The organism is Pseudomonas sp. GW822-FHT05A08, assembly GCF_058800485.1.
The window spans coordinates 6,124,123-6,148,965 of sequence record NZ_CM179511.1 but is presented as its reverse complement, the minus strand read 5'-3'; the positions used below and the strand labels follow the sequence as shown (position 1 = coordinate 6,148,965).

The 24,843-nt window shown below is 61.9% G+C and carries 21 protein-coding genes; 9 read left to right on the top strand and 12 right to left on the bottom strand.

The genetic code is table 11. The features are described from left to right. Nucleotides 1–15: 15 nt before the first annotated feature. A complete protein-coding gene (locus AC3RCP_RS27770; protein WP_007930039.1) occupies nt 16–213 on the top strand; it encodes a YbdD/YjiX family protein in 198 nt (65 codons plus the stop codon). Nucleotides 214–364: 151 nt separating this feature from the next. Then, a complete protein-coding gene (yjiA, locus tag AC3RCP_RS27765) occupies nt 365–1,336 on the top strand; it encodes a GTPase (protein WP_053262749.1) in 972 nt (323 codons plus the stop codon). Between the two features lie 81 nt (nt 1,337–1,417). Here the strand turns inward: yjiA and AC3RCP_RS27760 are convergent, their stop codons facing one another. From AC3RCP_RS27760 to AC3RCP_RS27740, 5 genes are all read right to left on the bottom strand, one after another. Then, on the bottom strand, nt 1,418–2,128 hold the full coding sequence (locus AC3RCP_RS27760; protein ID WP_492571860.1) for a GntR family transcriptional regulator: 711 nt from the start codon (nt 2,126–2,128) through the stop codon (nt 1,418–1,420). Nucleotides 2,129–2,172: 44 nt separating this feature from the next. Continuing rightward, entirely contained in the window at nt 2,173–2,877 is a 705-nt protein-coding gene (locus AC3RCP_RS27755) for a FadR/GntR family transcriptional regulator (protein WP_007930042.1), read from the bottom strand. Nucleotides 2,878–2,960: 83 nt separating this feature from the next. Then, on the bottom strand, nt 2,961–4,274 hold the full coding sequence (locus AC3RCP_RS27750) for a C4-dicarboxylate transporter DctA (RefSeq protein WP_009045724.1): 1,314 nt from the start codon (nt 4,272–4,274) through the stop codon (nt 2,961–2,963). A 354-nt stretch (nt 4,275–4,628) separates the two neighbouring features. Beyond that, nucleotides 4,629–5,882 (bottom strand): serine hydroxymethyltransferase, encoded by a 1,254-nt coding sequence (gene glyA, locus AC3RCP_RS27745; RefSeq protein ID WP_007924771.1) that lies wholly within the window; start codon nt 5,880–5,882, stop codon nt 4,629–4,631. A gap of 239 nt (nt 5,883–6,121) precedes the next feature. Next, entirely contained in the window at nt 6,122–9,961 is a 3,840-nt protein-coding gene (locus AC3RCP_RS27740; protein ID WP_492571859.1) for a sensor domain-containing protein, read from the bottom strand. Nucleotides 9,962–10,246: 285 nt separating this feature from the next. Between AC3RCP_RS27740 and ettA the strand changes: the two genes are divergently transcribed. Beyond that, the gene (gene ettA, locus AC3RCP_RS27735) at nt 10,247–11,911 is read left to right on the top strand and encodes an energy-dependent translational throttle protein EttA (RefSeq protein WP_007924767.1); all 1,665 of its coding nucleotides are present in this window, start codon (nt 10,247–10,249) and stop codon (nt 11,909–11,911) included. A 259-nt stretch (nt 11,912–12,170) separates the two neighbouring features. Beyond that, nucleotides 12,171–13,508 carry an NADP-specific glutamate dehydrogenase gene (gene gdhA / locus AC3RCP_RS27730; protein WP_062824535.1) on the top strand — a complete coding sequence of 446 codons (1,338 nt, stop codon included), beginning with the start codon at nt 12,171–12,173 and terminating at the stop codon, nt 13,506–13,508. On the opposite strand, the gene AC3RCP_RS27725 is transcribed toward gdhA, so the two are convergent. The 4 genes from AC3RCP_RS27725 to AC3RCP_RS27710 all read right to left on the bottom strand — a co-directional run bounded on the left by AC3RCP_RS27725 (nt 13,505) and on the right by AC3RCP_RS27710 (nt 16,959). Beyond that, complete coding sequence (locus AC3RCP_RS27725) at nt 13,505–13,999, bottom strand: GreA/GreB family elongation factor (RefSeq protein WP_492571858.1); 495 nt, start codon at nt 13,997–13,999, stop codon at nt 13,505–13,507. The genes gdhA and AC3RCP_RS27725 overlap by 4 nt on opposite strands. 72 nt (nt 14,000–14,071) lie before the next feature. Next, a complete protein-coding gene (locus AC3RCP_RS27720) occupies nt 14,072–14,428 on the bottom strand; it encodes a hypothetical protein (protein WP_009045718.1) in 357 nt (118 codons plus the stop codon). A gap of 94 nt (nt 14,429–14,522) precedes the next feature. Beyond that, on the bottom strand, nt 14,523–16,376 hold the full coding sequence (locus AC3RCP_RS27715; RefSeq protein WP_492571857.1) for an Lnb N-terminal periplasmic domain-containing protein: 1,854 nt from the start codon (nt 16,374–16,376) through the stop codon (nt 14,523–14,525). 94 nt (nt 16,377–16,470) lie between these two features. Further along, a complete protein-coding gene (locus AC3RCP_RS27710) occupies nt 16,471–16,959 on the bottom strand; it encodes a DUF3015 domain-containing protein (RefSeq protein WP_007924760.1) in 489 nt (162 codons plus the stop codon). Between the two features lie 273 nt (nt 16,960–17,232). Between AC3RCP_RS27710 and AC3RCP_RS27705 the strand changes: the two genes are divergently transcribed. After that, nucleotides 17,233–19,671, top strand: coding sequence for a Lon protease family protein (locus tag AC3RCP_RS27705; RefSeq protein WP_007924759.1), 2,439 nt, complete (start codon nt 17,233–17,235; stop codon nt 19,669–19,671). 210 nt (nt 19,672–19,881) lie between these two features. Beyond that, nucleotides 19,882–20,193: a PA4575 family protein gene (locus AC3RCP_RS27700; protein WP_007924756.1), complete on the top strand. Its 312-nt coding sequence runs from the start codon at nt 19,882–19,884 to the stop codon at nt 20,191–20,193. A gap of 32 nt (nt 20,194–20,225) precedes the next feature. Here the strand turns inward: AC3RCP_RS27700 and AC3RCP_RS27695 are convergent, their stop codons facing one another. Next, entirely contained in the window at nt 20,226–22,058 is a 1,833-nt protein-coding gene (locus AC3RCP_RS27695; protein ID WP_492571856.1) for a hypothetical protein, read from the bottom strand. A 159-nt stretch (nt 22,059–22,217) separates the two neighbouring features. Between AC3RCP_RS27695 and AC3RCP_RS27690 the strand changes: the two genes are divergently transcribed. The 3 genes from AC3RCP_RS27690 (at nt 22,218) to bamJ (ending at nt 23,894) form a co-directional block, all read left to right on the top strand. Further along, entirely contained in the window at nt 22,218–22,706 is a 489-nt protein-coding gene (locus tag AC3RCP_RS27690; protein WP_007924753.1) for a TIGR00645 family protein, read from the top strand. Nucleotides 22,707–22,842: 136 nt separating this feature from the next. Further along, nucleotides 22,843–23,145 carry a DUF6482 family protein gene (locus tag AC3RCP_RS27685; protein WP_009045713.1) on the top strand — a complete coding sequence of 101 codons (303 nt, stop codon included), beginning with the start codon at nt 22,843–22,845 and terminating at the stop codon, nt 23,143–23,145. A 131-nt stretch (nt 23,146–23,276) separates the two neighbouring features. Further along, nucleotides 23,277–23,894 (top strand): BamJ family beta-barrel-assembly machinery protein, encoded by a 618-nt coding sequence (bamJ, locus tag AC3RCP_RS27680; RefSeq protein ID WP_007924751.1) that lies wholly within the window; start codon nt 23,277–23,279, stop codon nt 23,892–23,894. A 98-nt stretch (nt 23,895–23,992) separates the two neighbouring features. Here the strand turns inward: bamJ and AC3RCP_RS27675 are convergent, their stop codons facing one another. Next, nucleotides 23,993–24,265: a PA4570 family protein gene (locus AC3RCP_RS27675; protein WP_009045712.1), complete on the bottom strand. Its 273-nt coding sequence runs from the start codon at nt 24,263–24,265 to the stop codon at nt 23,993–23,995. A gap of 207 nt (nt 24,266–24,472) precedes the next feature. Continuing rightward, nucleotides 24,473–24,814, bottom strand: coding sequence for a zinc ribbon domain-containing protein YjdM (locus tag AC3RCP_RS27670; protein WP_007924748.1), 342 nt, complete (start codon nt 24,812–24,814; stop codon nt 24,473–24,475). Between the last annotated feature and the right edge of the window lie 29 nt (nt 24,815–24,843).

Sequence of the window (24,843 nt, the reverse complement as noted above, 5' to 3'; positions counted from 1 at the left end):
TCGAGGACTGCAATCGTGTTCAATGACCTGAGTCGCCTCGGTAAATACCTCGGTCAGGCCGCGCGCCTGATGGTCGGCATGCCCGACTACGACAACTACGTCGAGCATATGCAGACCAAGCACCCGGACAAGCCGGTGATGTCGTATGAGGCGTTCTTCCGGGAACGCCAGGAAGCACGATACGGCGGCAAAGCCGGGCCAAAATGCTGTTGATTCGTTAGTCCCTCTGTAGGAGCGAGCGTGCTCGCGAAAAACGTAAAGACGCCGAGTTCATTCTGAACGCACATGGTGTCCTTGAGTTCTTCGCGAGCAAGCTCGCTCCTACAGTTGTTTTTGCGTTCCCATTTTTTCAGGAGAACCGCTTTTGTCCTCTCCAATCCCCGTCACCGTTCTCAGCGGTTTCCTCGGCGCCGGCAAGACCACCTTGCTGCGCCACCTGCTCAAGGCCGAACACGGTCTGAAAATCGCCGTGATCGAAAACGAATTCAGCGATGCCGGTATCGACACCCAGTTGCTGGGCGACGAGCCGGTGCAAGTGATGACGCTGTCCAATGGCTGCGTCTGCTGCACCATCCACACCGATCTGACCAAGGCGCTGTACCTGTTGCTGGAACGGCTGGACAGCGGCGAGATCGCCTTCGACCGGCTGGTGATCGAATGCACCGGGCTGGCCGACCCCGCGCCCGTGGCCCAGACCTTCTTCATCGACGAAGAGCTGCGCGAGCGCTATATCCTCGACGGCATCATCACCCTGGTGGACGCCAAGCACGCCGAGCACCACTTGACCCAGACCATCGCCCAGGCCCAGATCGGCTTCGCCGACCGTCTGCTGGTGAGCAAGCGCGACCTGGTGGACGAGCAGACCTTCAATGCGCTGAGCGAGCGCCTGACCCGGATCAACCGCCGTGCGCCGATCCGTGTGGTCGAGCATGGGCGCATCGATTTGGCCGAACTGCTGGATGTGCGAGGCTTCAACCTGAATGCCGACCTGGGCGGCGGTGTCAGCCTGCGTCCGGTGAGCAAGGCGCCTTCCATCGATCGTATTTCCAGCCTGGTGCTGCGCACCGACGCGCCGCTGGATATCGACCGGCTCAGCGAGTTCATGAACGAACTGCTGGAAGAACACGGCAAGCAGCTACTGCGCTACAAGGGCGTGCTGAACATTGCCGGCGAGCCACGGCGCCTGGTGTTCCAGGGCGTGCTCAAGCTGTACGGTTTCGACTGGGATACCGAATGGGCCGAAGGCGAGGCGCGCGAGAGCGTGATTGTGTTCATTGCCGACGATCTGCCGGAAGAAAAGATCCGTGCCGGATTCGCCCGGATGGCGGCGCAGTAGTTTCGTTACACATTTGCTACGAGGTCATCGCGAACAAGCCCGCTCCGGTCTGCAGGAGCGAGCGTGCTCGCGAAACGCCGGTTACTGTGGAACCGCGCTGGCCTTGAGCAACCTTTCCTCCAGGTGAGCCAGGTGCCCGGTCATCAAGGCGACCGCGGCCTTTACGTCACCGTCTTCGATGGCATCGACAATCGCCGCGTGCTCCTGCCAGGCGCAATGGCTGCAGGCGCGGGTTTCATGGTGGGCAATCGCCAGTGACGTCAGCGGCACCAGGCTGCCGAGGAAATGCGCCAGCGGCGCGTTGCCGGCCACCTCGGCCAATTGCAGGTGGAACTCGCCGGACAGGCGGATCGCCGGGCCACGCAAGCCGCGGTCGATGCAATCGCGCTCAGCGGCGATCAGCTCCCGCAGACGCTTGAGGTTGCGCGGTACCGGTTGCTGGCAGGCGAGCCTGACCAGGGTGATTTCCGTCAGGCGTCGGGCGTGCAGGATCTGTCGCGTTTGCTCGTGGTCCGGAGCCGCCACCTGAGGCCGGTGGTTGGGCCGCAGGATGATCACCTGTTGATGGGACAAGCGCGCCAGGACCTGGCGAATGATGCTGCGGCTGACCCCGAACACTTCGCCGAGGCTGTCCTCGGTGAAACGGCTGGCGGGGGCGATGCGTTGTTCGAGAATGGCATCGAAAATCTGCGGGTAGACATCGTCGACCAGCAGTTTTTTCTCGCCGCTGCGGCGCCGTGGCAGGGCAGCGGGGAGGGGGAATGCAAGTTTGTTCAAGGCGTAGCTGGCCATGGCCTGTCTCCAGTCCGGTTACCGATACGAAAGTGTTGTGCGGCTTAGTTGCCCAGATGGTCGTCCGGGATGTTCAGCTCGATGCCCATGCGCTGGCCTTCCCTGAGGATGTGCCGGCGCATTTCGGCACTGGCCAGCGCGCTGTTCTTGTTGCGGATCGCCCGGACCACCGCTTCGTTTTCTTCCAGGCGTTCGGCCAGGTGCTCCGGCGAGTTGCGCAGGATCTCAGCGCTCTGCTTGAGGGCGTTGCTGGTCTGCTGCACCACGTTCTGGAAGATCGGGTTGGAGGTCAGGGTGAACAGCTCTTCATGGAAGGCGATGTAGGCGTTCATCCCGGCTTCGCTGTCGTTGGCGTCCAGGGCCTCGCGCATGTCCATCAGGGTCAGGCGCAACTGGCCCACTTCCTTGCTGCTGATGGACTGCGCCACCAGGCCGACGATGAACGGCTCGAGGGTGTAGCGCAGTTGCAGCACATCCTCGAGGCTGGCGCCCGCCACGCCGCTGTCGCTGGCCGGTTGTTCGTTGAGGCTGGCCTCCAGCACCACCACGCCTTTGCCGGGCATGGAGCGCACCAGGCCCAGGGTTTCCAGAACAGTCACCGCCTCGCGCAGGCTCGGGCGGCTGATGCCCAGTTGCTCGGCCAATTCACGTTGTCCCGGCAGCATGTCGCCGGAGCGCCATTGGCCACGGGCCAAGGCCGCCCGCAGCTTTTCTACCACTGAATTTACAACCGTTGACGAGGTGATCACTGTTCACTCCCTGGAATATGGCGGATGAGGCCCATGGCAGGCGCTGATTGTTGTGCCTGCCGGCGAGAGGCACAAGGCATGCCTCAGAACTCCTGCTGCTGCGCGCCGGGCAGCGGCTTGCGCGGTTGGAAACCATAGCCCTGCTGGCCGCTCAGGACTTTGTTGGCCCGTTGAATATCGATGTCTTTTTCCCAGCGGGCGATCGCCACGGTGGCGACGCAGTTGCCGATCAGGTTGGTCAGCGCCCGGCCGATGCCCATGAACCAGTCCACCGCCAGCACCAGCACCAGGCCCACCACCGGGATGGCCGGGATCGCCGTCAGGGTGGCGGCCAGGATTACCAGCGCCGAACCGGGAATCCCGTGGGCGCCTTTGGAGGTGATCAGCGATACCAGCAGGATGGTCAGCAGGTCGGACATCGACAACGGCGTACCGGTGGCATTGGCGATGAAGACGATGGCCAGGGTCAGGTAGATCGAGAACCCGTCGAGGTTGAACGAATAACCCGTCGGGATGACCAGGCCGACCGTGGAACTGCCGATGCCCAGGTGCTCCAGTTTGCGCATGATCTGTGGCAGTACGGCGTCGGAGGAGGCGGTGCCGAGGACGATCAGCAGCTCTTCGCGCAGGTATTTGAGGAACGGCAGCATGCGCAGGCCGGAACAGCGCATGACCAGCCCGAGAATCACCGCCACGAAGGCGAAGCAGGTCAGGTAGAACAGGCCCACCAGGCTGCCCAGGTGCTGCAGCGAGTCCAGGCCGTATTTGCTGGTGGTGAAGGCAATGGCGCCGAACACGCCGATCGGCGCCAGGCGCACGATCATGCCCATGATGCGGAAGATGATGTGGCTGAGTTCGTTGATCAGCCGCGAGATGCCGGAAGCGGCTTCGCCCACCAGGTTCAGCGCGCTGCCGAACAGCACGGAGAACAGCAGCACCTGCAGGATGTTGTTTTCGGCGAAGGCGCCCAGTACCGAGTTGGGGATCAGCCCCATCAGGAACTCGGAGGTGCCGTGCATGTGCTGGCTGCGCTGGGCGATGTCGCCCATGTCGGCGGCGGACAGCTGTTCCAGATGGATATTGGCGCCGCTGCCGATGCCGGTGGTAAAGGCGAAGACCAGGCCGATCACCAGGGCGATGGTGGTCAGGACTTCGAAGTAGATGACGGATTTGAGCCCGATGCGTCCGACCTTTTTCAGGTCGCCGGCGCCGGAGATGCCGCTGACCACCACGCAGAAGACGATCAGGCCGATCAGCATCTTGATCAGCTTGATAAAGGCATCGCCCAGTGGCTTGAGTTGCGAGGAGTATTCGGGGAGTGTCAGTCCGCACACGATGCCGAGCATCAGTCCGAGGACTACCTGGAGGAAAATCGAACGCGAGCACCATCTGAGCATGAGGGGAATCCTGGTCGGTGTCCCGGCTGCCGTGCGCGGAGCGCATCAGATTCGGGACTTAATTATTGTGGTCTTACCGGTATGTCCAGTGCAGGCGCAGTCTATGCCCGATTTTCCCGCGAATACAAGGGTAAATCCGAAAATTGGCATGACCGGTCTGACCAGTGGTGCTGGTCCTGTAGCCGCTGCCGCAGGCTGCGATAAGGGCGAAGGCCTTCCTGCGATCTTCAGAGTGTCGCGGCCGTGCCGGCCGATCGCAGCCTGCGGCAGCGGCTACAGGCCCCGGGCCAGGCAATTCGCGGCCGAAAAAAAGCCCGGCGCGAAGGCCGGGCTTTTCAGGTAACGCTCTGCTAATTAAGCGCCGTATACCGGCAGCTTCTTGCAGATGGCTTTGACTTTCTCACGAACGGCGTCGATCACCGCTTCGTTATTCAGGTCAGCCAGGATGTCGCAGATCCAGCCCGCCAGTTCCTTGCACTCGGCTTCCTTGAAGCCGCGAGTGGTCACAGCCGGAGTACCGAAGCGCAGGCCGGAGGTAACGAACGGGGAGCGTGGGTCGTTTGGCACGGAGTTCTTGTTCACGGTGATGAAGGCCTTGCCCAGGGCGGCATCGGCGTCTTTACCGGAGATTTCCTGCTTGATCAGCGACAGCAGGAACAGGTGGTTCTGCGTACCGCCGGAAACCACGTCGAAACCGCGCTCGATGAACACGCCGGCCATGGCCTGGGCGTTCTTCACCACTTGTTGCTGGTAGGCCTTGAACTCAGGCTGCAGCGCTTCCTTGAAGCAGATGGCCTTGGCGGCAATCACGTGCTCCAGCGGACCGCCCTGGGCGCCCGGGAATACCGCGGAGTTCAGCTTCTTCTCGATGTCGGCGTTGGCGCGCGCCAGGATCAGGCCGCCACGTGGACCGCGCAGGGTCTTGTGGGTGGTGGTGGTTACCACGTCGGCGAAAGGCACCGGGTTCGGGTAGACGCCAGCGGCGACCAGTCCCGCAACGTGAGCCATATCAACAAAGAGATAGGCACCGACCTTGTCGGCGATTGCGCGGAAACGTGGGAAGTCCAGGACCTGCGAGTAGGCAGAGAAGCCGGCCACGATCATCTTCGGCTTGTGCTCGACCGCCAGGCGCTCGACTTCGTCGTAGTCGATCAGGCCGTTGGCATCGATGCCGTACTGGATGGCGTTGTACAGCTTGCCGGAGGAGGAAACGCTGGCGCCGTGGGTCAGGTGACCGCCGTGGGCCAGGCTCATACCCAGGATGGTGTCGCCAGCCGACAGCAGCGCCAGGTAAACGGCGGCGTTGGCTTGCGAGCCGGCGTGCGGCTGAACGTTGGCGTAGTCGGCGCCGAACAGCTCCTTGGCACGGTCGATGGCCAGCTGCTCAACGACGTCGACGTATTCGCAGCCGCCGTAGTAACGCTTGCCTGGGTAACCTTCGGCGTATTTGTTGGTCAGCACCGAGCCTTGAGCTTCCATCACCGCAGGGCTGGTGTAGTTTTCCGAAGCGATCAGCTCAATGTGCTCTTCCTGGCGCTGAGCTTCTTGCTCCATGGCGGCAAAGAGATCGGCGTCGTACTTGGCAATAGTCAAATCACGGCTGAACATGGCGGTCCTCAAGGATCGGGGCAGAAAAGGGGGGCATTCTAACCCAACGGGTTTTAGATGGCATATGAAAGGACATCATGTCGCAGACAAGTGGTGTTCATGAGCTGCCCAGGCTGAGTCCTGTAGCCGCTGCCGCAGGCTGTGATCGACCACGCAGTGGTCGTGCTCTTGAGGCCACTGAAGGCCTTCGGCCTTATCGCAGCCTGCGGCAGCGGCTACAGGGATGGCGATGCCCGGGGTCAATCGAACATGAACAGTGCGTCGTTGCTGAACTGCCCTTCGAAGCTGTTGGCCGGCATCGGCCGGCCGAACAGATAGCCCTGGACTTCGTCACAGCCGTGCTCGCGCAGGAAGTCCAATTGCTCATGGGTTTCCACGCCCTCGGCGATCACCGCCAGGTTCAGGCTGTGGGCCATGGCGATGATGGCGCGGGCGATCTGCGCGTCCTGCTCGCCGGACGGCAGGCCGTCGACGAAGGTGCGGTCGATCTTCAAGACATCGATGGGGAACTGCTTGAGGTAGTTCAGCGATGAATAACCGGTGCCGAAGTCGTCGACGGCGATGCTCAGGCCGAGGTTCTTCAGCCCGTCGAGGATCTGCATCGCCTCGCTGACTTCGCGCATCAGGATACTTTCGGTCAGTTCCAGCTCCAGGCAGGCTGGCGGCAGGCCGGTGTCCTTGAGGATGGTGGCGATCCGCATGCCCAACTGGCCATCGGAGAATTGCCGGGCCGAGATGTTCACCGAGACCTTCGGCACCCGGACCTTGGCCTGGTGCCAGGCCTTGAGCTGGCGGCAGGCTTCGCTGATGACCCAGTCGCCGACATCCACCACCAGCCCCAGTTCTTCGAGCACCGGGATGAAGTCCCCCGGCGGTACCAGCCCGCGTCGCGGATGGCGCCAGCGCAGCAGGGCCTCGGCGCCGGTCAGGCGCTTGCCGTCGCCGCTGAACTGCGGCTGGTAGTAGAGGATGAATTCCTGCTGTTCCAGGGCGTGGCGCAGGTCGCTTTCCAGTTCCAGGCGTTCCAGGGCGCTGGCATTCATGTCGGCCTGGTAGAACTGGAAGTTGTTCTTGCCGCGCTCCTTGGCGTGGTACATCGCGGTGTCGGCGTTTTTCATCAGTTGGCTCAGTTCGTTGCCGTCCTGCGGGCTCAGGGCGATGCCGATACTGGCGGTGACGAAGAACTCACGGCCTTCGAGCACGAACGGCTTCACCAGGCTGGCGAGAATCTGTTCGGCGACGTGGATCGCCCGGTTCAGGGCGATCTCGCGGCTGGTCCGCGGTTGCAGGAGCAGGGTGAACTCATCGCCGCCCATGCGCGCCACGGTGTCGTCATCGTCGACGCAATCGAGCAGGCGGGTGGCCATCTCCTTGAGCATCCGGTCGCCCGCGGCGTGGCCCAGGGAGTCGTTGATTGGCTTGAAACGGTCCAGGTCGAGGAACATCAGCACCACCCAGGACTTCTGCCGCTCCGCCGATTGCAGGGCGGTGTGCAGGCGGTCCTGGAACAGGGTGCGGTTGGGCAGGTGGGTCAGGGCGTCGTAGTAGGCCAGGCGGTGAATGCGCTGTTCGCTGGCCTTGCGTTCGCTGATGTCGGTGAAGAAACACACGTAGCTGGCCAGGTCGCCTTCGTCATCGAGCACCGCGGTGATGCCGACCCAGGCCGGATAGTGCTCGCCGTTGCGACGCTTGAGCCAGACCTCGCCTTCCCAGGTGCTGTGCTGGTGCAGCTGCTTGAGCACATAGCGCAGGTGGGCTTCCTGCTGTTCGTCGACGGTGAGCATGTTCGGCAACTGGTCGAGCACCTGGGACACCGCGTAGCCACTGACCCGGCTGAACGCCTCGTTGGCCTGGACGATGTAGCCCGCCGGGTCGGTGATCAGGATCGCCGAGGTCGAGTGCTCGAATACCGTGGCCGCCATGCGCAGGTCTTTTTCCGCGCGACGCTGCTGGCTGATATCGCGGCCGACCCCGAGCACGCCTTCGAAAGCGCCGTGTTCGTCCCACACCAGCACCAGGCGCAACTCGATCGGAATCTTGCGCCCGTCGGCCCGCAGGCAGTCGAACAGGAACAACTGGGTCTGCACCTGGTTACGCAGGCGTGCCAGTTGCTCGGGCTTGTCCAGGGCCTTGCTGACCCGCTCCATCAGGGCGTAGATGCCGGTCAGTTGTTGCGGGTTGGCGATGGTCGATTGCCAGCCGTTCTGGAAGATCCACTCCACGTCATAACCCAGTACCGACTGCACCGAGGGGCTGACATAGTTGAGGGCCATCTTACTGTCGGTGGAGAAAATCACGTCGCTGATGCTTTCGGCGAGCATGCGATAGCGTCGTTCGCTGTCGCGCAGGGATTCGCTGGCCTCGATCTGGTCGGTGATGTCCTTGGCCACGCCGATGATGCGCGTGACCTGATCGTACTTGTCCCGCGCCAGGGCCTGTTCGCGGATGTCGAAACAGCGCCATTGGCCGCTGCGGTGGCGAAAGCGCAAGTGGCACTGCAGCAACTGCAGGTAGCCGGCATGCCGCTGTTCCTGGCGCAGGCGGTGATAGAGGTCGGCGTCTTCCGGGTGCAGGAGGATTTCCCAGAAATACTCGCCCATCTGGTGCAGTTCGGTCTTGTTGTAGCCGAGGGTCTGGCCCAGGTGATGGTTGCTGAAGATCATCCGCTGGCTGATGACGTCCTGCACATAAAGGTGGTCCGGCACGGTGCGCACCACATCCGACCAGAAACCCTCGCGCTCCAGCAGCGACAGCTCGATGAGCTTGCGGCTGGTGATGTCGCTGATGCTGAGGATCACCGCGCGATAGTCGCAGGGGTCTTCCGGCAGGCGCAGTACCAGCCACAGATGCTGGTCGTGGCCCTGGGCGTCGCCGAGGCGGATTTCCAGCTCCAGCTGTTTGTGCTGGTTGATCACGGTCTCCAGCAGCTGGTTGCCGATGGCGCTGTTGTGGAGCGGGCTGCCTTCGATCAGCAGTTTCCAGGCCTGCTCGCAGGAGTCGACGTTGAGCAGCCGCAGGGCCACCTGATTGACCTCGGTGACGCGCAGTTCTTCAAGCAGCAGCTGGCGCTGCTGTGGGCTGTGCTCCAGCCAGGCCTTGAGCTGTTCGCTGTCGTGCAGTTGCGCCTTGTCGAGAAACGCCGGCAGCCCGGAGATATCCAGGACACAGAGAGCGACCCCGGTGCCTTCGAAAATATCCTGATAGCGCCGACGCCCTTCGTGCAACTGACGCTGGCGGCGGCGCATGTTCAGCAACGCGATCACCGGCAGCAGGGAAAACGCCAGCCCCAGCAGGCACTTGGCGATAAACGCCGGCAACAGTTGCTCGATCACCGCGCGCTCGTCGAACAGGCCGCGCAATTGCCAGTCGCTATTGCCCAGTGGCGCGACCAGCACGCTGTTGGCGATGTCGTCGGTGCTCACCGGGGTGTTGCTGCCGTCGTCGCGGCTGAGGGTTTTCTGGTTCAGGCGGTTTTCAATGACCCAGGTCGGGTGAAAACCCTGGTCGGGACTGGGCTCCAGGGATTGGACGAAAGACGGTGCCAGGCGCAGCACCCAGTAACTCTTGAGGGCGCCGCTGGGCTGGTGCAACAGCAGCTGTACCAGCGCGCCGTTGGTGGCGTTGCTGTAGTAGTAGCGCTGGCCGCGGCTGCGGCTGGTCAGCTCGGCGAGCCATGCGGCGTCCTGGCCGTCGGCGCCACTGTCGCTGATGAGCTGGCCCTTGGCATCCAGCAGCGCGATGCTTTGCAGGTCGGGCAGGGACAGCTGCAGCCTTTTCAGCAGCAGTTGTTGCTGTTCGGCATTCTGGGGCGGCTCGACGATCGGCAGCAGGTTGAGGGCGATCTGCGCATTGAGTGCCAGGTTGAGGCTGATGTGCTCGGCCAGGTCGGCGTTGTAGTCGATCGCGTGTTGACGCTGGTCTTTGCGGGTCTGTTGCAGTTGGTCGAGCAGTTGCCAGAACAGCAGGGCGAGCAGCAGCAGGACCAGGGTCGCCAGCACGCCTTTCAGGGTGCCGCGCAGGGGCGAGCCGGACGCAGGTGCAGGTGCGCGCAGGGAAAAGGGCGGAGTGGCATTGGACAAACTGTGATCCTGCGGTTTGGCTGGACTGGCGCGACGTGCACTATAAGCCGGACGCCCGAAGGGCGGCTAGCATGCCTTGAGTTGTGGCAAAGTGCCAGTCCCGGCTGGCTGGACCTTGCCCGGCCATTGAGGTAGCTTTGCCGGTTACGCGGGAGCGCTCCAGCTCCAGACAATCAGGCTTTTTCCGTACGCAGGCATTGATCGCGATCAAATGCCGGCGCCGCGCATGGCCTGGCCCGGGCTTCGCCCGCTCTCCATTCATCAGTCACTGACGCTAGGTTCATCATGGCTCAATACGTCTTCACCATGCATCGGCTGGGAAAAGTTGTTCCGCCGAAGCGGGAAATCCTGAAAAACATCTCTCTGTCGTTCTTCCCGGGCGCCAAGATCGGCGTGCTGGGCCTCAACGGTTCGGGTAAGTCCACCCTGCTGAAAATCATGGCCGGCGTCGACACCGAGTTCGAGGGCGAAGCCCGTCCGATGCCCGAGCTGAACATCGGCTATCTGCCTCAGGAGCCTCAGCTGGATCCGACCAAGACCGTGCGTGAAGTGGTCGAGGAAGCGGTCAGCGTGATCAAGGACGCCCAGGCGCGCCTGGACGAGGTCTACGCGGCCTACGCCGATCCGGATGCCGACTTCGACAAGCTGGCCGCCGAACAGGCCAAGCTCGAAGCGATCCTGCAGGCCAGCGATGGCCACAACCTGGAACGCCAGCTGGAAGTCGCCGCCGATGCGCTGCGCCTGCCGGCCTGGGACGCCAAGGTCGAACACCTGTCCGGTGGTGAAAAGCGTCGCGTGGCCCTGTGCCGCCTGCTGCTGTCCGCTCCGGACATGCTGCTGCTCGACGAACCGACCAACCACCTGGACGCCGATTCCGTGGCCTGGCTGGAACACTTCCTCCATGATTTCCCGGGCACCGTGGTTGCGATCACGCACGACCGTTACTTCCTGGACAACGTCGCCGGCTGGATTCTCGAGCTCGACCGCGGCGCCGGTATTCCTTACGAGGGCAACTATTCGGGCTGGCTGGAAGCCAAGTCCGATCGTCTGGCCCAGGAATCCAAGCAGCAGTCGGCCCATGAAAAGGCCATGAAGGAAGAACTGGAGTGGGTGCGCAAGGGCGCCAAGGCTCGCCAATCGAAATCCAAGGCCCGTCTGGCCCGCTTCGAAGAAATGCAATCGCAGGAATTCCAGAAGCGCAGCGAGACCAACGAGATCTACATCCCGGCCGGTCCGCGCCTGGGCGACAAGGTCATCGAGTTCAAGAACGTCACCAAGGGCTACGGCGATCGCGTGCTGATCGACAACCTGTCGTTCTCCATGCCAAAAGGCGCCATCGTCGGCGTGATCGGCGGTAACGGCGCCGGTAAGTCCACCCTGTTCCGCATGCTGATGGGCAAGGAAACGCCGGACTCGGGCAGCATCGAAGTCGGCGAAACCGTGCAGCTGGCTTGCGTCGACCAGAGCCGCGAAGACCTGGACGGCAGCAAGACGGTGTTCCAGCAGATCTCCGACGGTTCCGACCAGATCCGCATCGGCAGCTACGAGATCCCGTCGCGTACCTACGTCGGTCGCTTCAACTTCAAGGGCGGCGACCAGCAGAAGTTCGTCAAGGACCTGTCCGGTGGTGAGCGTGGCCGCCTGCACCTGGCTCTGACCCTGAAAGAGGGCGGCAACGTCCTGCTGCTCGACGAACCGTCCAACGACCTCGACGTCGAAACCCTGCGTTCCCTGGAAGAAGCCCTGCTGGACTTCCCGGGCGCCGCCATTGTGATCTCCCACGACCGGTGGTTCCTTGACCGTGTCGCGACCCACATCCTGGCGTACGAAGACGACTCGCAAGCGGTGTTCTTCGAAGGCAACTACACCGAGTACGAAGCCGATCGCAAGAAGCGCCTCGGCGACGCGGCAGCCCAACCGCACCGCGTGCGTTACAAGAAACTGGCCTGATCGGCCGGTTGCTTGAAAGAAACGGAGCCTTCGGGCTCCGTTTTTTTTTGCCTGTTTTTCGGGTTCGCCAACATGGGGCGTTGCTGGCGATTCGGATCCCCTGAATGGTGCGTGAAATGCCGAAAATGGCGAAAAATTTATATCAATTGCACCATTTAAATTCATAACTGCGACATTTTGCTCTGTCATGGTGCTGTTCGAGTTGCTAAAGTCCCGGGCAAATCTGCGTTAACGACAATAAATTTGCCGAGACTTTCCCATGATCGAATCCGTCGAAGACTTCCTCGCCCGCTTGAAAAAACGCGACCCGGACCAGCCTGAATTCCACCAGGCGGTGGAAGAGGTGCTGCGCAGCCTGTGGCCGTTCCTGGAGGCCAATCCGCATTACCTGACCTCGGGCATTCTCGAGCGCATCTGTGAGCCGGAGCGGGCGGTGGTGTTTCGTGTGTCGTGGGTCGACGATCAGGGCAAGGTCCAGGTCAATCGCGGGTTCCGCATCCAGATGAACAGCGCTATCGGCCCGTACAAGGGCGGTTTGCGCTTCCACCCTTCGGTCAATCTTGGGGTGCTGAAATTCCTCGCCTTCGAGCAGACCTTCAAGAACTCCCTGACTTCGCTGCCCATGGGCGGCGGCAAAGGCGGCTCGGACTTCGATCCGAAGGGCAAGAGCGACGCCGAGGTGATGCGCTTCTGCCAGGCCTTCATGAGCGAGCTGTATCGCCATATCGGTTCGGACGTGGACGTGCCGGCGGGGGATATCGGCGTGGGCGCCCGGGAAATCGGCTTCCTGTTCGGCCAGTACAAGCGCCTGAGCAATCAGTTCACTTCGGTGCTGACCGGCAAGGGCATGAGTTACGGCGGCAGCCTGATCCGTCCGGAGGCTACCGGCTTTGGCTGCGTGTACTTCGCCGAAGAAATGCTCAAGCGCCGTGACGAGCGGGTGGAGGGCAAGCGCGTGGCGATTTCCGGCTCCGGCAACGTGGCGCAATACGCCGCGCGCAAGGTCATGGACCTGGGCGGCAAGGTGATCTCCCTGTCGGACTCCGAAGGCACGCTGTACTGCGAGGCCGGGCTGACCGAGGAGCAATGGCAGGCGGTGCTGGAGCTGAAGAACGTCAAGCGCGGGCGCATCAGCGAGCTGGCGACGCGGTTCAACCTCGAGTTCCTTGCCGGACAGCACCCCTGGGCGCTGCCGTGCGACATCGCGCTGCCGTGCGCCACCCAGAACGAACTGGACGCCGAGTCGGCACGCACGCTGCTGCGTAACGGCTGCATGTGCGTGGCTGAAGGGGCGAACATGCCGACCACCCTGGAGGCTGTGGATATCTTTATCGAGGCCGGCATTCTGTTCGCCCCGGGCAAGGCGTCCAACGCCGGTGGCGTGGCGGTCAGCGGGCTGGAGATGTCGCAGAACGCCATGCGCCTGCTGTGGAGCGCCGGCGAGGTGGACAGCAAGCTGCACGGCATCATGCAGTCGATCCACCACGCCTGCGTGCATTACGGCGAAGAAAACGGCCGGATCAACTACGTCAAAGGGGCGAACATCGCCGGCTTCGTCAAGGTCGCCGACGCCATGCTGGCCCAGGGCGTGGTTTAAGCCGGGTCGATGCGGATCACCTCGATCAACTGATCGCCTGCCGGCCGCTGCCACAGCACTTCATCGCCAAGCTGGGCGCCCAGCAGCGCCCGGCCCAGCGGCGAGCCCCAATTGATCAGGCCCTTGGCGACATCGGCCTGATCCTCTCCCACCAGTTGCACACACTGCTCGGTGCCGTGCTCGTCGGCGAAGATGACCCGGCTGCCGATCTGCACTTTCGACCGCGATGTCGCCTGGGGAACCACCTGGGCGCTTTGCAGGCGCTGGTTGAAGTAGCGCAGGTCGCGTTCGATATCGGCCAACTGCTGTGGGTCCGCCTGGTCGCCCAGCGCCGATTGTTCGTTGTGCCGGGTTTGCAGGAACGCGACCTTGGCTTGCAGTTCGCTCAGGCCCTGCGGGGTGACGTAGTTGGGCTGCGCGCTGATCTGCCGTTCCACGGGTTGGTCGGCCTGGGCGGCAGTCAGTTCCTCATTGACGAAGGCTCGGCTCATGGGCGTTTTCCCGTAATGGAGGTGTGGGCCATGGTCGCAGCCTTTTGGTTTCTGGCCATGCCTGAAAGCGACTTACTGTGAGCGATAGGCTCGCGCGGCGTCGCGGTCTTTTTCTTCTTGCCAGGCGCGTTCGCGTTCGTCCCAGTGACGTTCCCGATAATCGTTGCGGTCCTGGTTTTCCAGCATGGCCTGGCACTGGCGAAAGCCGTCGCTCCAGCCTTCGGCGTATTGCGGGTCCTTGAGGTAGCGCGGCACGTTCTTGCGAAATTCGCCGTTGATCGCCCCGGCGGCCTGGCGACCGCTGGCGCAGCCATCATCGAAGCCGTCGGCGAAGGCCGGCGGATAACCCTGCTTGAGCAACTGCTCGTGGGTCGTCTCGCAACCGGTCATCAACGCCAGCAACGCTGCCACTACCGCATACCGCCACATCTCTGACTCCCACGCCGTTCAACGGCTGATAGAGAAAGTCTAGAAGGGGATTCGTCAGTGGTCTGTGAAAGCGCGGCAAGAATGCTACCGGGCGTCAGTAGTGGTACCACTTCAGTTCCAGCATCACCTCGTTTTCCGCCGTGGCCAAGTGGCTGAACTCGCGCTGGGCGCTCAGGCGCAGGCCCAGGTTGCGCGACAGCTCCCATTGCTGGTTGAGGCTCAGGCTGCGACGCACCTCGCCATTGGTGAAGTAATCGCCCTTGGCTTCGACGCTGAAGTTGCCCAACGGGTTTTTCCACAGCAGGCCGGTGTTGAAGCCGGCCGCCGGGGTGATGAAACCGGCGAAATCGGCGTTGTGCTCGACGCGCATGGTGCCCAGGGCGAAGCCGAGCATGTTCTCGCTGAGCTGCCAGGTGCCGCCACCGCCACCGTTGACATGGCTGACCAGGGTTTCATCGTCGTGTTTGCCCGGCACCCGCTCCAGGCCGCCGGTGACCTGCCAGGACCAGGGTTGCAGCAGTTCGTTACGCGGCGTCAGCGAACGAATGGTCGCCAGGTCCAGTTGCTGTAGCTGCCAATTGTTGCCTTCATACTGGCGCAGCTTCATCTGCAGGATTTCGATCTGTGCGCCCAGGGGGAAACCTTCGGCGTTGTCATTGAGGTCGTGATAGGCCATGCGCAGCCCGTATTCGCCAAAGGCCTGGTCGCCGCGGGTGCCCACGCCGACCTGCCAGGTGCGCGATTCATGGCCGTCTTCCGGCAGGCCAGGGCGTTCGATGGACAGTTCGGGCGGCGGGTTGCGGTTGATCGCCCGCAACAGCTCGAAACTGCGCTGCGCCCGTTGCGGATCGCGCTCTTGACCGTTGGCCCGGTAGCGCTCAAGGCGATAGGCCGCATCGATGATCAACGCCTGGCGGTCCCGTGGCAGGGCCTTGAAGGCGGGCTCCTGCAGCTGTTGCTGGTCGGCGCTGACCTTCAGCACCCATTGCTGTTCGTCGCTGCTCAGCGGCTTGGCGCGCTCGAGCAGCTCACGTTCGCGGGACGGGCGGTACTCGATCTTCTCCACCAGGCCGGCTTCCTTCACCGCCTTGACGGTGTCGGTAGGAATCGCCGTCAGCGGGAATTGCCCGGTCAGGCGCAGGCTCGGACGGGCGACTTGCAGCAGCTCGAGCAAGCGGTAGGAGCAGTTCTCGTCGAAGAAGAAGTAGTCGAACTTGATCTGCTTCAGTTCCCAGACGTGCTCGACCATGCGTTCGGTTTCGGCCTGGGTCAGGTTCAGCCGGTATTCCCACAGGTCGCGGTTTTCCAGGCTGCGGTATTCCGAGAGCTTCTCCTGGTAGGGCACCAGGGCGAACAGGCCGGGATAGCCGCCCATCAGGCCTTTCCAGGCATAGAGAATGCTGTTGTCCGAGCCTTCGATATAGGCGCCGAAGTTGATCGCGTAGCTGAGCAGGGCGGTGTGGTTGCTTTGGACGTCGGCCTGATCGATGCGCAGCAGGGTATGGCCGAACATCGACGACGGGCTGTTCAGGTAGGCCGCCGGGAAAATCATCACCGTGCTGTGGGGCGAGACGTCCTTGAACCACTGGTTGAACTCATTGCAGTCCACCGCCGGCAGATCGCTCAGGCGCAGCTGGGCCTTGAGCCAGCGGGTGCGGGCGGGGTACACGCATTGAGCATGCTGGTTGCCGCTGCTGGCGGGGGCATAGAGCGCGTCAAGGGTGGCCTTGAGTTCGGCGTCGGGGTGTTCGGCACCGTCTTTGGCGAGGAAAAACTTCGGGTCGCTGATATAACTGCGCCAGCCACCGAGCTTGGCGGTTTCGTAGTGGCCAAGGGAAATCCAGAACGGATCGCTGGCCAGTTGCTGCAAACGTGAGTGGTCGATGTGTGGCGCGGCGGACAGCGGGGCGCAGACACAGAGCGCCAGGGAGGCAAGGCGTTTGAGCATGGTGGGCAACTTGAGTCGGAAAAAACAAAGACCCGGGAGGGGTCATGTCCGAAAAACAAAAGCCCGCTCCCCGAGAAGAGCGGGCGGGTCGAGATTAAGCCGGGGTGGCGTACTTGGCCAGGCGTGCATCGCTTTTCAGCACGGCCAGGGTGTTGGTGTGCACATCTTCCGCGGTCACATCGGCTTTGCTGAAGATCTGCTGGAAGTGCTCGTGGGTGACGGCGGCGAAGTGCGCGCGGTCTTCAGGAGCGACGCCCAGGACCACGGCGTAGGTGGTCAGCGCTTCGCCTTCACCTTTGGCCATGTCTTCGGAGAGCTCGTTCATCATGCCATTCATGGCAAACCAGGATTTGCCGCCGTAAGTCAGCGCGCTGTTGGTCGAGCAGCCGTTGGTGCCGGAAGTCATACCGAAGGTCGCGTTACCGGAGGTGCCGTTGGTGGTGGAGGCCAGGAAGTGAGCCGGAGTGCCGCGCTGTCCTTCGAACAGCAGGTTGCCCCACCCACAATCCGGACCGCCTGGCGCTTGGGCCATTGCATTGATGGAAACAGCGGTGAAGAGAGTACCGAGAAGAATCCGTTTCATAGCTTTGTTCTCTTTATGTGCAAACCAATGGACAAGGGTTCTGGCCCATGTCGGCGCCAGTGGGCCGGTTATTAGTCCAGCCGCGCAGCTTGGAGTTTAGGCAGATTCCAAGGGTTCCGTGTTTTTTTGCATGACATTCCTTGAAATAGACGGTTTTTATGCTGTCTGCGTGGGGCCGGGGATTTGCCCGCGCTTTCGCTGCGTCGCGCCTTGCCAGCCGCTGTACCCGGCGCCAGAATGCCCCATCTGCCCCGTCTGATGTAAGGAAGCCCGATGCCTGATCCTGTTGCTGCCAGCTTGCGTCTAGCGCCCGAAGCGCTGACCCGTCCGTTTTCCGCTGAACAGTTCAGCTTCTCGACCACCAATGATTTGGAGCCCTTTCGCGGTGTGCTTGGCCAGGAACGTGCGGTCGAAGCCTTGCAGTTCGGTGTGGCCATGCCTCGCCCCGGTTACAACGTCTTTGTCATGGGCGAGCCCGGCACTGGCCGCTTCTCTTTCGTCAAACGCTACCTGAAGGCTGAAGGCAAACGTCTGCAGACCCCGTCCGACTGGGTCTACGTCAACAATTTCGATGAGCCGCGCGAGCCACGCGCGCTGGAGCTGCCTTCGGGGGCCGCGGGTGCGTTCATCAGTGACATCAACGGCCTGATCGACAATTTGCTGGCGACCTTTCCGGCGGTCTTCGAGCATCCGTCCTATCAGCAGAAGAAAAGCGCCATCGACCGCGCGTTCAACCAGCGTTACGACCGTGCCCTCGACGTTATCGAGCGCCTGGCGCTGGAGAAGGACGTCGCGCTGTACCGCGACAGCAGCAATATCGCCTTCACCCCGATGCTCGACGGCAAGGCGCTGGACGAGGCCGAGTTCGCGCAATTGCCCGAAGCCGATCGCGAGCGTTTCCATGAGGACATTTCCGCCCTGGAAGAGCGCCTCAACGAAGAACTGGCGAGCCTGCCGCAGTGGAAGCGCGAGTCGAGCAACCAGCTGCGTCACCTCAACGAAGAAACCATCACCCTGGCCTTGCAGCCGCTGCTGGCGCCGCTGTCCGAGAAGTACGCGGAAAACGCCGGTGTATGCGGCTACCTGCAAGCCATGCAGGTGTACCTGCTCAAGACCGTGGTCGAGCAACTGGTGGACGACAGCAAGACCGACGCCGTGGCCCGCAAGCTGCTGGAAGAACAGTACGGCCCGAGCCTGGTGGTCGGTCACCCGGCCAGTGGCGGCGCGCCGGTGGTGTTCGAGCCGCACCCGACCTACGACAACCTGTTTGGCCGCATTGAATACAGCACCGACCAGGGCGCGCTCTACACCACTTACCGGCAGTTGCGTCCGGGTGCCCTGCATCGGGCCAACGGCGGTTTCCTGATTCTCGAAGCCGAGAAGATGCTCAGCGAACCCTTTGTCTGGGATGCCCTCAAGCGGGCCCTGCAATCGCGCAAGCTGAAGATGGAGTCGCCGCTGGGCGAACTGGGACGCCTGGCCACCGTGACCCTGACCCCGCAACACATCCCGTTGCAGGTCAAGGTCGTGATCATTGGTGCCCGCCAGCTGTACTACACGCTGCAGGACCTGGATCCGGACTTCCAGGAAATGTTCCGCGTACTGGTGGACTTCGACGAAGACATCCCGATGGTGGACGAGAGCCTCGAACAGTTCGCCCAACTGCTGAAGACCCGCACTTCCGAAGAAGGCATGGCGCCGCTGACCGCGGATGCGGTGGCGCGCCTGGCAACCTACAGCGCCCGGCTGGCGGAGCACCAGGGGCGCTTGTCAGCGCGTATTGGCGATCTGTTCCAGCTGGTCAGCGAGGCGGACTTCATCCGTCACCTGGCCTCGGACGAGATGACCGATGCCGGGCACATCGAACGGGCACTCAAAGCCAAGGCCACCCGTACCGGGCGGGTTTCGGCGCGGATTCTCGACGACATGCTGGCGGGGATCATTCTGATCGACACCGATGGCGCCGCCGTGGGCAAGTGCAACGGGCTGACGGTGCTGGAAGTGGGCGACTCGGCCTTTGGCGTGCCGGCGCGGATTTCCGCCACGGTCTACCCGGGGGGCAGCGGTATCGTCGACATCGAGCGCGAGGTCAATCTCGGTCAGCCGATTCACTCCAAGGGCGTGATGATTCTCACTGGCTACCTGGGCAGTCGTTACGCCCAGGAATTCCCCCTGGCGATCTCGGCAAGCATCGCGCTGGAGCAATCCTACGGTTACGTCGATGGCGACAGTGCGTCGCTGGGCGAGGCGTGCACGCTGATCTCGGCCTTGTCGAAAACCCCGCTCAAGCAATGTTTTGCCATTACCGGATCGATCAACCAGTTCGGCGAAGTGCAGGCGGTTGGCGGGGTCAACGAGAAGATCGAAGGCTTCTTCCGCCTCTGCGAAGCTCGGGGCCTGACGGGCGAGCAAGGTGCGATCATTCCTCACGCCAACGTCGCCACCCTGATGCTCGATGAGAAGGTGCTGGCGGCGGTCCGCGCCGGGCAATTCCACGTGTATGCCGTGCGCCAGGCTGACGAGGCCCTGAGCCTGCTGGTCGGCGAGCCCGCGGGCGAGCCGGATGCGGATGGCCAGTTCCCGGAAGGCAGCGTCAACGCGCGGGTGGTGGAGCGCCTGCGGGTCATCGCTGAAATGGTCAGCGAGGAGGACCTCAAGGAAGCGGAAAAAGAGCAGGCGCAAGAGGCATTGGCACAAACCAAGCCGGCATGAGCCTTGCCGCGACGAGGGCTTGGCCTTCGTCGCGGCGCCGGTCCGCTGGCGTCAACTTTCGTGAATAGACCATTCGGCGCCTGTTCAGCCGGTCAACTTTGCTTCTCAGGCTTTTCTTCCTATTCTCAGGCAAGGAGAACGACAGTCGTCACTGGATCGAAACAGTCTTCACATGAGGGCTGAATACCGGATCTACCGAGGGTCGCCGCCATGTCGCGCAACCTCTGCCTTACCCGCCAGTGTCTTGGCCTGGTCACCCGTATCGAATGCAGTATCCGCCCGCTGGCGGGAGATAACGGAATGTGGACCCTACTGTTCGCGGCCGGAATGGCTGGCGAGCAACCTTCGGCCATCAAGGCCCAGGGACCTTTCTGCGGTCCCAGCGTGGCCGAATCCATCCTTGATTCCATCGTCGAAAGCCTGACCACCCATGGTTATGAGTTGGCCGACGATCCGCAGATCTGGTGCCTGCACCTTCAGGCGCAACTACGGCAGATCAATGGCGAACGCTGCCGCCATTGACGCAATCTCCCATTAGTCCCTACCGCTGAGTCCTACTCGGCGGGTGGTGGGTTCTCCAGCTTGTCGAGCTTGACCTCAAAGCCATATTCGACGGTATTGAGTTCGCTGCGCTGGTAGGTTTCCAGCTCGGTGGGCTGTCCATAGAAGTAATGCACGTCGAACAAGGCCGGGCCGTTTGCCGGCGCCTCATGGCTGACTGCAAGAATCTCCTTCAGGTACTGGCCGCTGGCGTCCTTGGCGTAGAAACGCCAGGCCTCGGCCGGGAACAGGCGCTGGTCGACGATCAGCGCATTGCCCCGCAGCTCCAGGCCTTTGGGAAGCTGGCTGACGGGCAGGGCTTTCTTCTCGATGCTGGCCAGGAACAGCGGGATCGCACCGACGGCGTAAGCCGGGGTTTCCGGGAACAGAGTCAGGTCGTAAGTGATCGAGCTGCGCATCGGATCGACCTCGACTGCCTCCGATGGCAGTTCGATGGGCTCGCCGCGTTTGCCGTTTTCGTTCTGAGTGAAGAAGGTCACGGGGCTGTCGCCGGTGGAGAAGGACGTGCCCAGCAACTCGTCATTGAAGGTTCTCGGGTGGTCGAACTCGATCCGCGCCGCGCTGGCGTCCTCGGTGGATTGATGAACGACCACGCTTTTCTTCAAGGTTTCTTGGTCGAGGTTGGCGCCCTTGAGGTAGTTCGGTGCCTGATCGTCATACACCACTACCGGCATGGGCAGGGGCTGGATCTTGCTGTCGGTGGTCAGAGGGTCGAAACGTCGCACCGGCAGATTGAGGTCTTTGCGGGTGATGGTGGCTGCGGAGAAGTCCAGCACATTGACTTCGAGCTTGTCGATCAGGCCGTTGAAATACACCTTGGTGTAATGGCTGCGCTGTTCGCGCTCGAAGGCTTTGCGCTCATTTTCAAGCTGCTGCTCGAACGCTTGGCTCCAGGCCTCCTGTTTCTGCATTTCGCTGAGCTGTTTGGTGTAGAAGGCGATCTGTTGGCTATTTTCGTTGATCGACCCGGAGCGCGAAAGGATCTGCCCGGTAGTGTCCCGTGCCTGCACCAGCAATGGGTTGAGCGGCGTCTCGCTGAGTTCGGGCGACAGTGGGGCGCTGTTGGTCAACTCGATTTCGGCGCTGTTCTTGTCCAGGGACAGCAGTTTCACGCTGACATTCTTGTCGCTGCGTTGCTTGCCGATATCGGCCTTGCCCAGTTCGAAGGTGAGGACCTGGTGTGGCGCGATCACTTCGGCCTTGCCTTGCAGCGTCACGGGTTGGGGCTGGTTCTTGTTTTCGACTTCCAGGCCTTCGATGAACGGGTAGGTCACCGTCAGGTCATCCGGGTTGGTCAGGTTGGAACTGGACGGGCTCAACTGGATGCCGGGATCGGTTTCCGACCATTCGGGTTGGAAGGCGATGACCTTGCCGTTGCTCAGGGTCACGGATTGCCATTCCAGGCCGTGGGGGAAGGGGAATTGCGCCGGCATGTTGAAGCTGAAGGGAAACACCGGCTGCAGGTCGGTCAGGTAGTCGGAATTGGAGGTCTTGCGCAGTACGAACAGACCGTTGAGGTAGGTGTCGACCAGCGCCTGCGGGCTGGGGTAGTGCTTGAGCAGGGCCAGGGCGTCATCGCCGTATTCGGTCTCTATGGGCTTGTTCTGGAGCCGCAGTTGCGCGCGTTCGAGCAGTAACAGCGAACCGCCCAGGTCGGCGATGGCGTCCTTGAGCTTGGGGTCCTGGATAGCGTCCAGGGATTGTTCGAACTGTGCGGTTTTCTGTTCCAGGCTGACTTGCTGCTTCTCGTCGCTGGGCGAGCAGCCGCTGCTGAGCAGTACCGCGATACACAGGCCGGTACCCGCCAAAGGCAATCGCAAATCCATTCTCCAGGCTTCCTGTCCGATGTCATTGAGCTGTTCACGTGATTCCGACACTAGCAGAAAACGCTTTGGCAGACGCGCAGGTAATGGATTTGGTTGCGGTTTATGGGCTTTTGGGCGGCTGATATACTCGCCGCCGTTTTCAGACCTGTGTGAGATTCAATGGAACGTTTTATCGAGAATGCAATGTACGCCTCGCGCTGGCTGCTGGCGCCGATCTACTTTGGTCTGTCGTTGGGGCTGCTGGCCCTGGCGCTGAAGTTCTTCCAGGAAGTCTTCCACGTCATTCCCAACGTGTTCAGCATGGCCGAGTCCGATCTGATCCTGGTGCTGCTGTCGTTGATCGACATGGCGCTGGTCGGTGGCCTGTTGGTGATGGTGATGATCTCCGGCTACGAGAACTTCGTGTCCCAGCTGGACATCGACGAGGACAAGGAAAAGCTCAACTGGCTGGGCAAGATGGACTCCTCCTCGCTGAAGATGAAGGTGGCCGCGTCCATTGTGGCGATCTCCTCGATCCATCTGCTGCGGGTATTCATGGATGCGAAGAACATCGAGCCGCAGTACCTGATGTGGTACGTGATCATCCACATGACCTTTGTGATTTCGGCCTTCGCCATGGGCTACCTGGACAAGCTGACCAAGCACTGATCGCCTGGGTCACCGCTGTAGCCGCGCCGCCCGGCCGTTGTGAAACGGACGGGCGGCGTCGTTTGTGGCTTGTGCTTTTACCGGCCGAGGCATATCCCTGTAAAGGTCACGGGCTTGAACTGCGCGAGGTGCACTCATGAACCTGCACGAGTTGAATGCTTATGCCGTCGCCGGAAAAATCGACGAGCTGAACCTGATCTCCCTCGAAGGCGGCATCTATCTGCTCGAGGCGCGGATGCATGGGGCGGCCTATCCGTTGAGCGATGCCCACGGTCAGATGTTGCATCTGCGTTCGGTGGAGCATGCCCGGGAAGTGTTGCACGCCTTTCCCAAGCTGCCCTTCAACCTGATCCATGCCTCAGTGCATGACGAGATGTGTGGCCTCTCGGCCGGTACCGATGACAGCCTGCGGGTGCCCCTCGCCGTCCGCTCGGCCTGACAGGCGGGACACACGTTCATCATCGCCATGGCATCTGTGCTAGTCTGCTCGCCCTTTTGGTTCCGGGCGTCCCGGGATGCGCTGTGTCCGCACGGCGGATTTCCGAGCCGTCCGCACAGCGGAGCAGTGTCATGTCCGAAGTAAATCTGTCCACCGACGAAACCCGCGTCAGCTACGGTATCGGCCGTCAGCTGGGCGACCAGCTGCGTGACAACCCGCCACCGGGCGTGAGCCTGGACGCTATCCTGGCTGGCCTGACCGACGCGTTCGCCGGCAAGCCTAGCCGTGTAGGCCAGGAAGAAATGTCCGCCAGCTTCAAGGTGATCCGCGAAATCATGCAGGCCGAAGCCGCTGCCAAGGCTGAAGCCGCTGCTGGCGCAGGCCTGGCTTTCCTGGCTGAAAACGCCAAGCGTGAAGGCATCACCACTCTGGCCTCCGGACTGCAGTTCGAAGTGCTGACCCAGGGCGAAGGCGCCAAGCCATCCCGTGAAGACAGCGTGCGTACCCACTACCACGGCACCCTGATCGACGGCACTGTGTTCGACAGTTCCTACGAGCGCGGCCAGCCTGCGGAATTCCCGGTCGGCGGCGTGATCGCTGGCTGGACCGAGGCGCTGCAACTGATGAATGCCGGTAGCAAATGGCGTCTGTACGTGCCGAGCGAGCTGGCTTACGGCGCGCAAGGCGTTGGCAGCATCCCGCCGCACAGCGTTCTGGTATTTGACGTCGAGCTGCTCGACGTTCTGTAAGCCTCAGCTGCCGGGGTGAGCTTGCTCGCGATCCATACGCCGTGTTTGCGGTGTAGGGATCGCGAGAAGGCTTGCCTTGGCAGAGGGGTCAGGTGGGGTCATAGACGTATTTTTGCGCTCAGGCCTTGCCCTTCGGCTGTTCCAGCAGGGCGCAAGGCCCGTGCATAGCAGAACAGAAACAGGTTGCGCACCAGTTCCTTGAGCACCACTGGCTCGCTGGAGCTCAGGCCGTTGAGGTCCAGGTCGCCCTGATCCTGCAGCTCGTTCAAGGCTTCTTCTTCCAGTACCGCACAGACTTCCCCGGTTTCCCGATGCAGGATTCTCAGGTAAGGGTGTGGGCGGTCCAGCCATGCGTCGATCAAATAAGTCATGAGTCTCATCTCCTTGATGGGTTTCAATGAGAATAATTCTTATTCAATGAATAGCAAGTACCTATTGGCGGTTTCTGCTTTTTTCTGTGTGGAAATTGTTGTGGGTCAAAAGGGCTGGCCTTTTGATATATAGCGGGAAATGAGGGGAGTCTGACGGGAGCGGGGAGGGCTTCACCCCGTGCCTGGCACGGGGCGATAGCCGGAATATCAGACCTTGCGGACGAACTCGGACTTGAGCTTCATCGGGCCGATACCGTCGATCTTGCAGTCGATGTCGTGGTCGCCATCGCACAGGCGGATGTTCTTGACCTTGGTGCCGACCTTGACCACCAGCGAGGTGCCCTTGACCTTGAGGTCCTTGATCACGGTGATGGTGTCGCCGTCTTGCAGGACGTTACCGACCGAGTCCTTTTTCACGGTTTCATCGGATGCGGCCTCGGCTTCGCCGTTGGCGGACCATTCGTGGGCGCATTCCGGGCAGACCAGTTGGGCGCCGTCTTCATAGGTGTATTCGGAATTGCATTTCGGGCAGGGTGGCAACGTGCTCACTAAGGCTCCTCGGATTCAGGAAGGCTAAA

Bases quoted from the DNA above. Each gene is read 5' to 3' on its own strand.
- AC3RCP_RS27760 (WP_492571860.1), bottom strand. From the start codon at position 2,128: ATGGCCAGCTACGCCTTGAACAAACTTGCATTCCCCCTCCCCGCTGCC.
- AC3RCP_RS27750 (WP_009045724.1), bottom strand. From the start codon at position 4,274: ATGCTCAGATGGTGCTCGCGTTCGATTTTCCTCCAGGTAGTCCTCGGA.
- glyA (WP_007924771.1), bottom strand. From the start codon at position 5,882: ATGTTCAGCCGTGATTTGACTATTGCCAAGTACGACGCCGATCTCTTT.
- ettA (WP_007924767.1), top strand. From the start codon at position 10,247: ATGGCTCAATACGTCTTCACCATGCATCGGCTGGGAAAAGTTGTTCCG.
- gdhA (WP_062824535.1), top strand. From the start codon at position 12,171: ATGATCGAATCCGTCGAAGACTTCCTCGCCCGCTTGAAAAAACGCGAC.
- AC3RCP_RS27725 (WP_492571858.1), bottom strand. From the start codon at position 13,999: ATGAGCCGAGCCTTCGTCAATGAGGAACTGACTGCCGCCCAGGCCGAC.
- AC3RCP_RS27720 (WP_009045718.1), bottom strand. From the start codon at position 14,428: ATGTGGCGGTATGCGGTAGTGGCAGCGTTGCTGGCGTTGATGACCGGT.
- AC3RCP_RS27715 (WP_492571857.1), bottom strand. From the start codon at position 16,376: ATGCTCAAACGCCTTGCCTCCCTGGCGCTCTGTGTCTGCGCCCCGCTG.
- AC3RCP_RS27710 (WP_007924760.1), bottom strand. From the start codon at position 16,959: ATGAAACGGATTCTTCTCGGTACTCTCTTCACCGCTGTTTCCATCAAT.
- AC3RCP_RS27705 (WP_007924759.1), top strand. From the start codon at position 17,233: ATGCCTGATCCTGTTGCTGCCAGCTTGCGTCTAGCGCCCGAAGCGCTG.
- AC3RCP_RS27700 (WP_007924756.1), top strand. From the start codon at position 19,882: ATGTCGCGCAACCTCTGCCTTACCCGCCAGTGTCTTGGCCTGGTCACC.
- AC3RCP_RS27695 (WP_492571856.1), bottom strand. From the start codon at position 22,058: ATGGATTTGCGATTGCCTTTGGCGGGTACCGGCCTGTGTATCGCGGTA.
- AC3RCP_RS27690 (WP_007924753.1), top strand. From the start codon at position 22,218: ATGGAACGTTTTATCGAGAATGCAATGTACGCCTCGCGCTGGCTGCTG.
- AC3RCP_RS27685 (WP_009045713.1), top strand. From the start codon at position 22,843: ATGAACCTGCACGAGTTGAATGCTTATGCCGTCGCCGGAAAAATCGAC.
- bamJ (WP_007924751.1), top strand. From the start codon at position 23,277: ATGTCCGAAGTAAATCTGTCCACCGACGAAACCCGCGTCAGCTACGGT.
- AC3RCP_RS27675 (WP_009045712.1), bottom strand. From the start codon at position 24,265: ATGACTTATTTGATCGACGCATGGCTGGACCGCCCACACCCTTACCTG.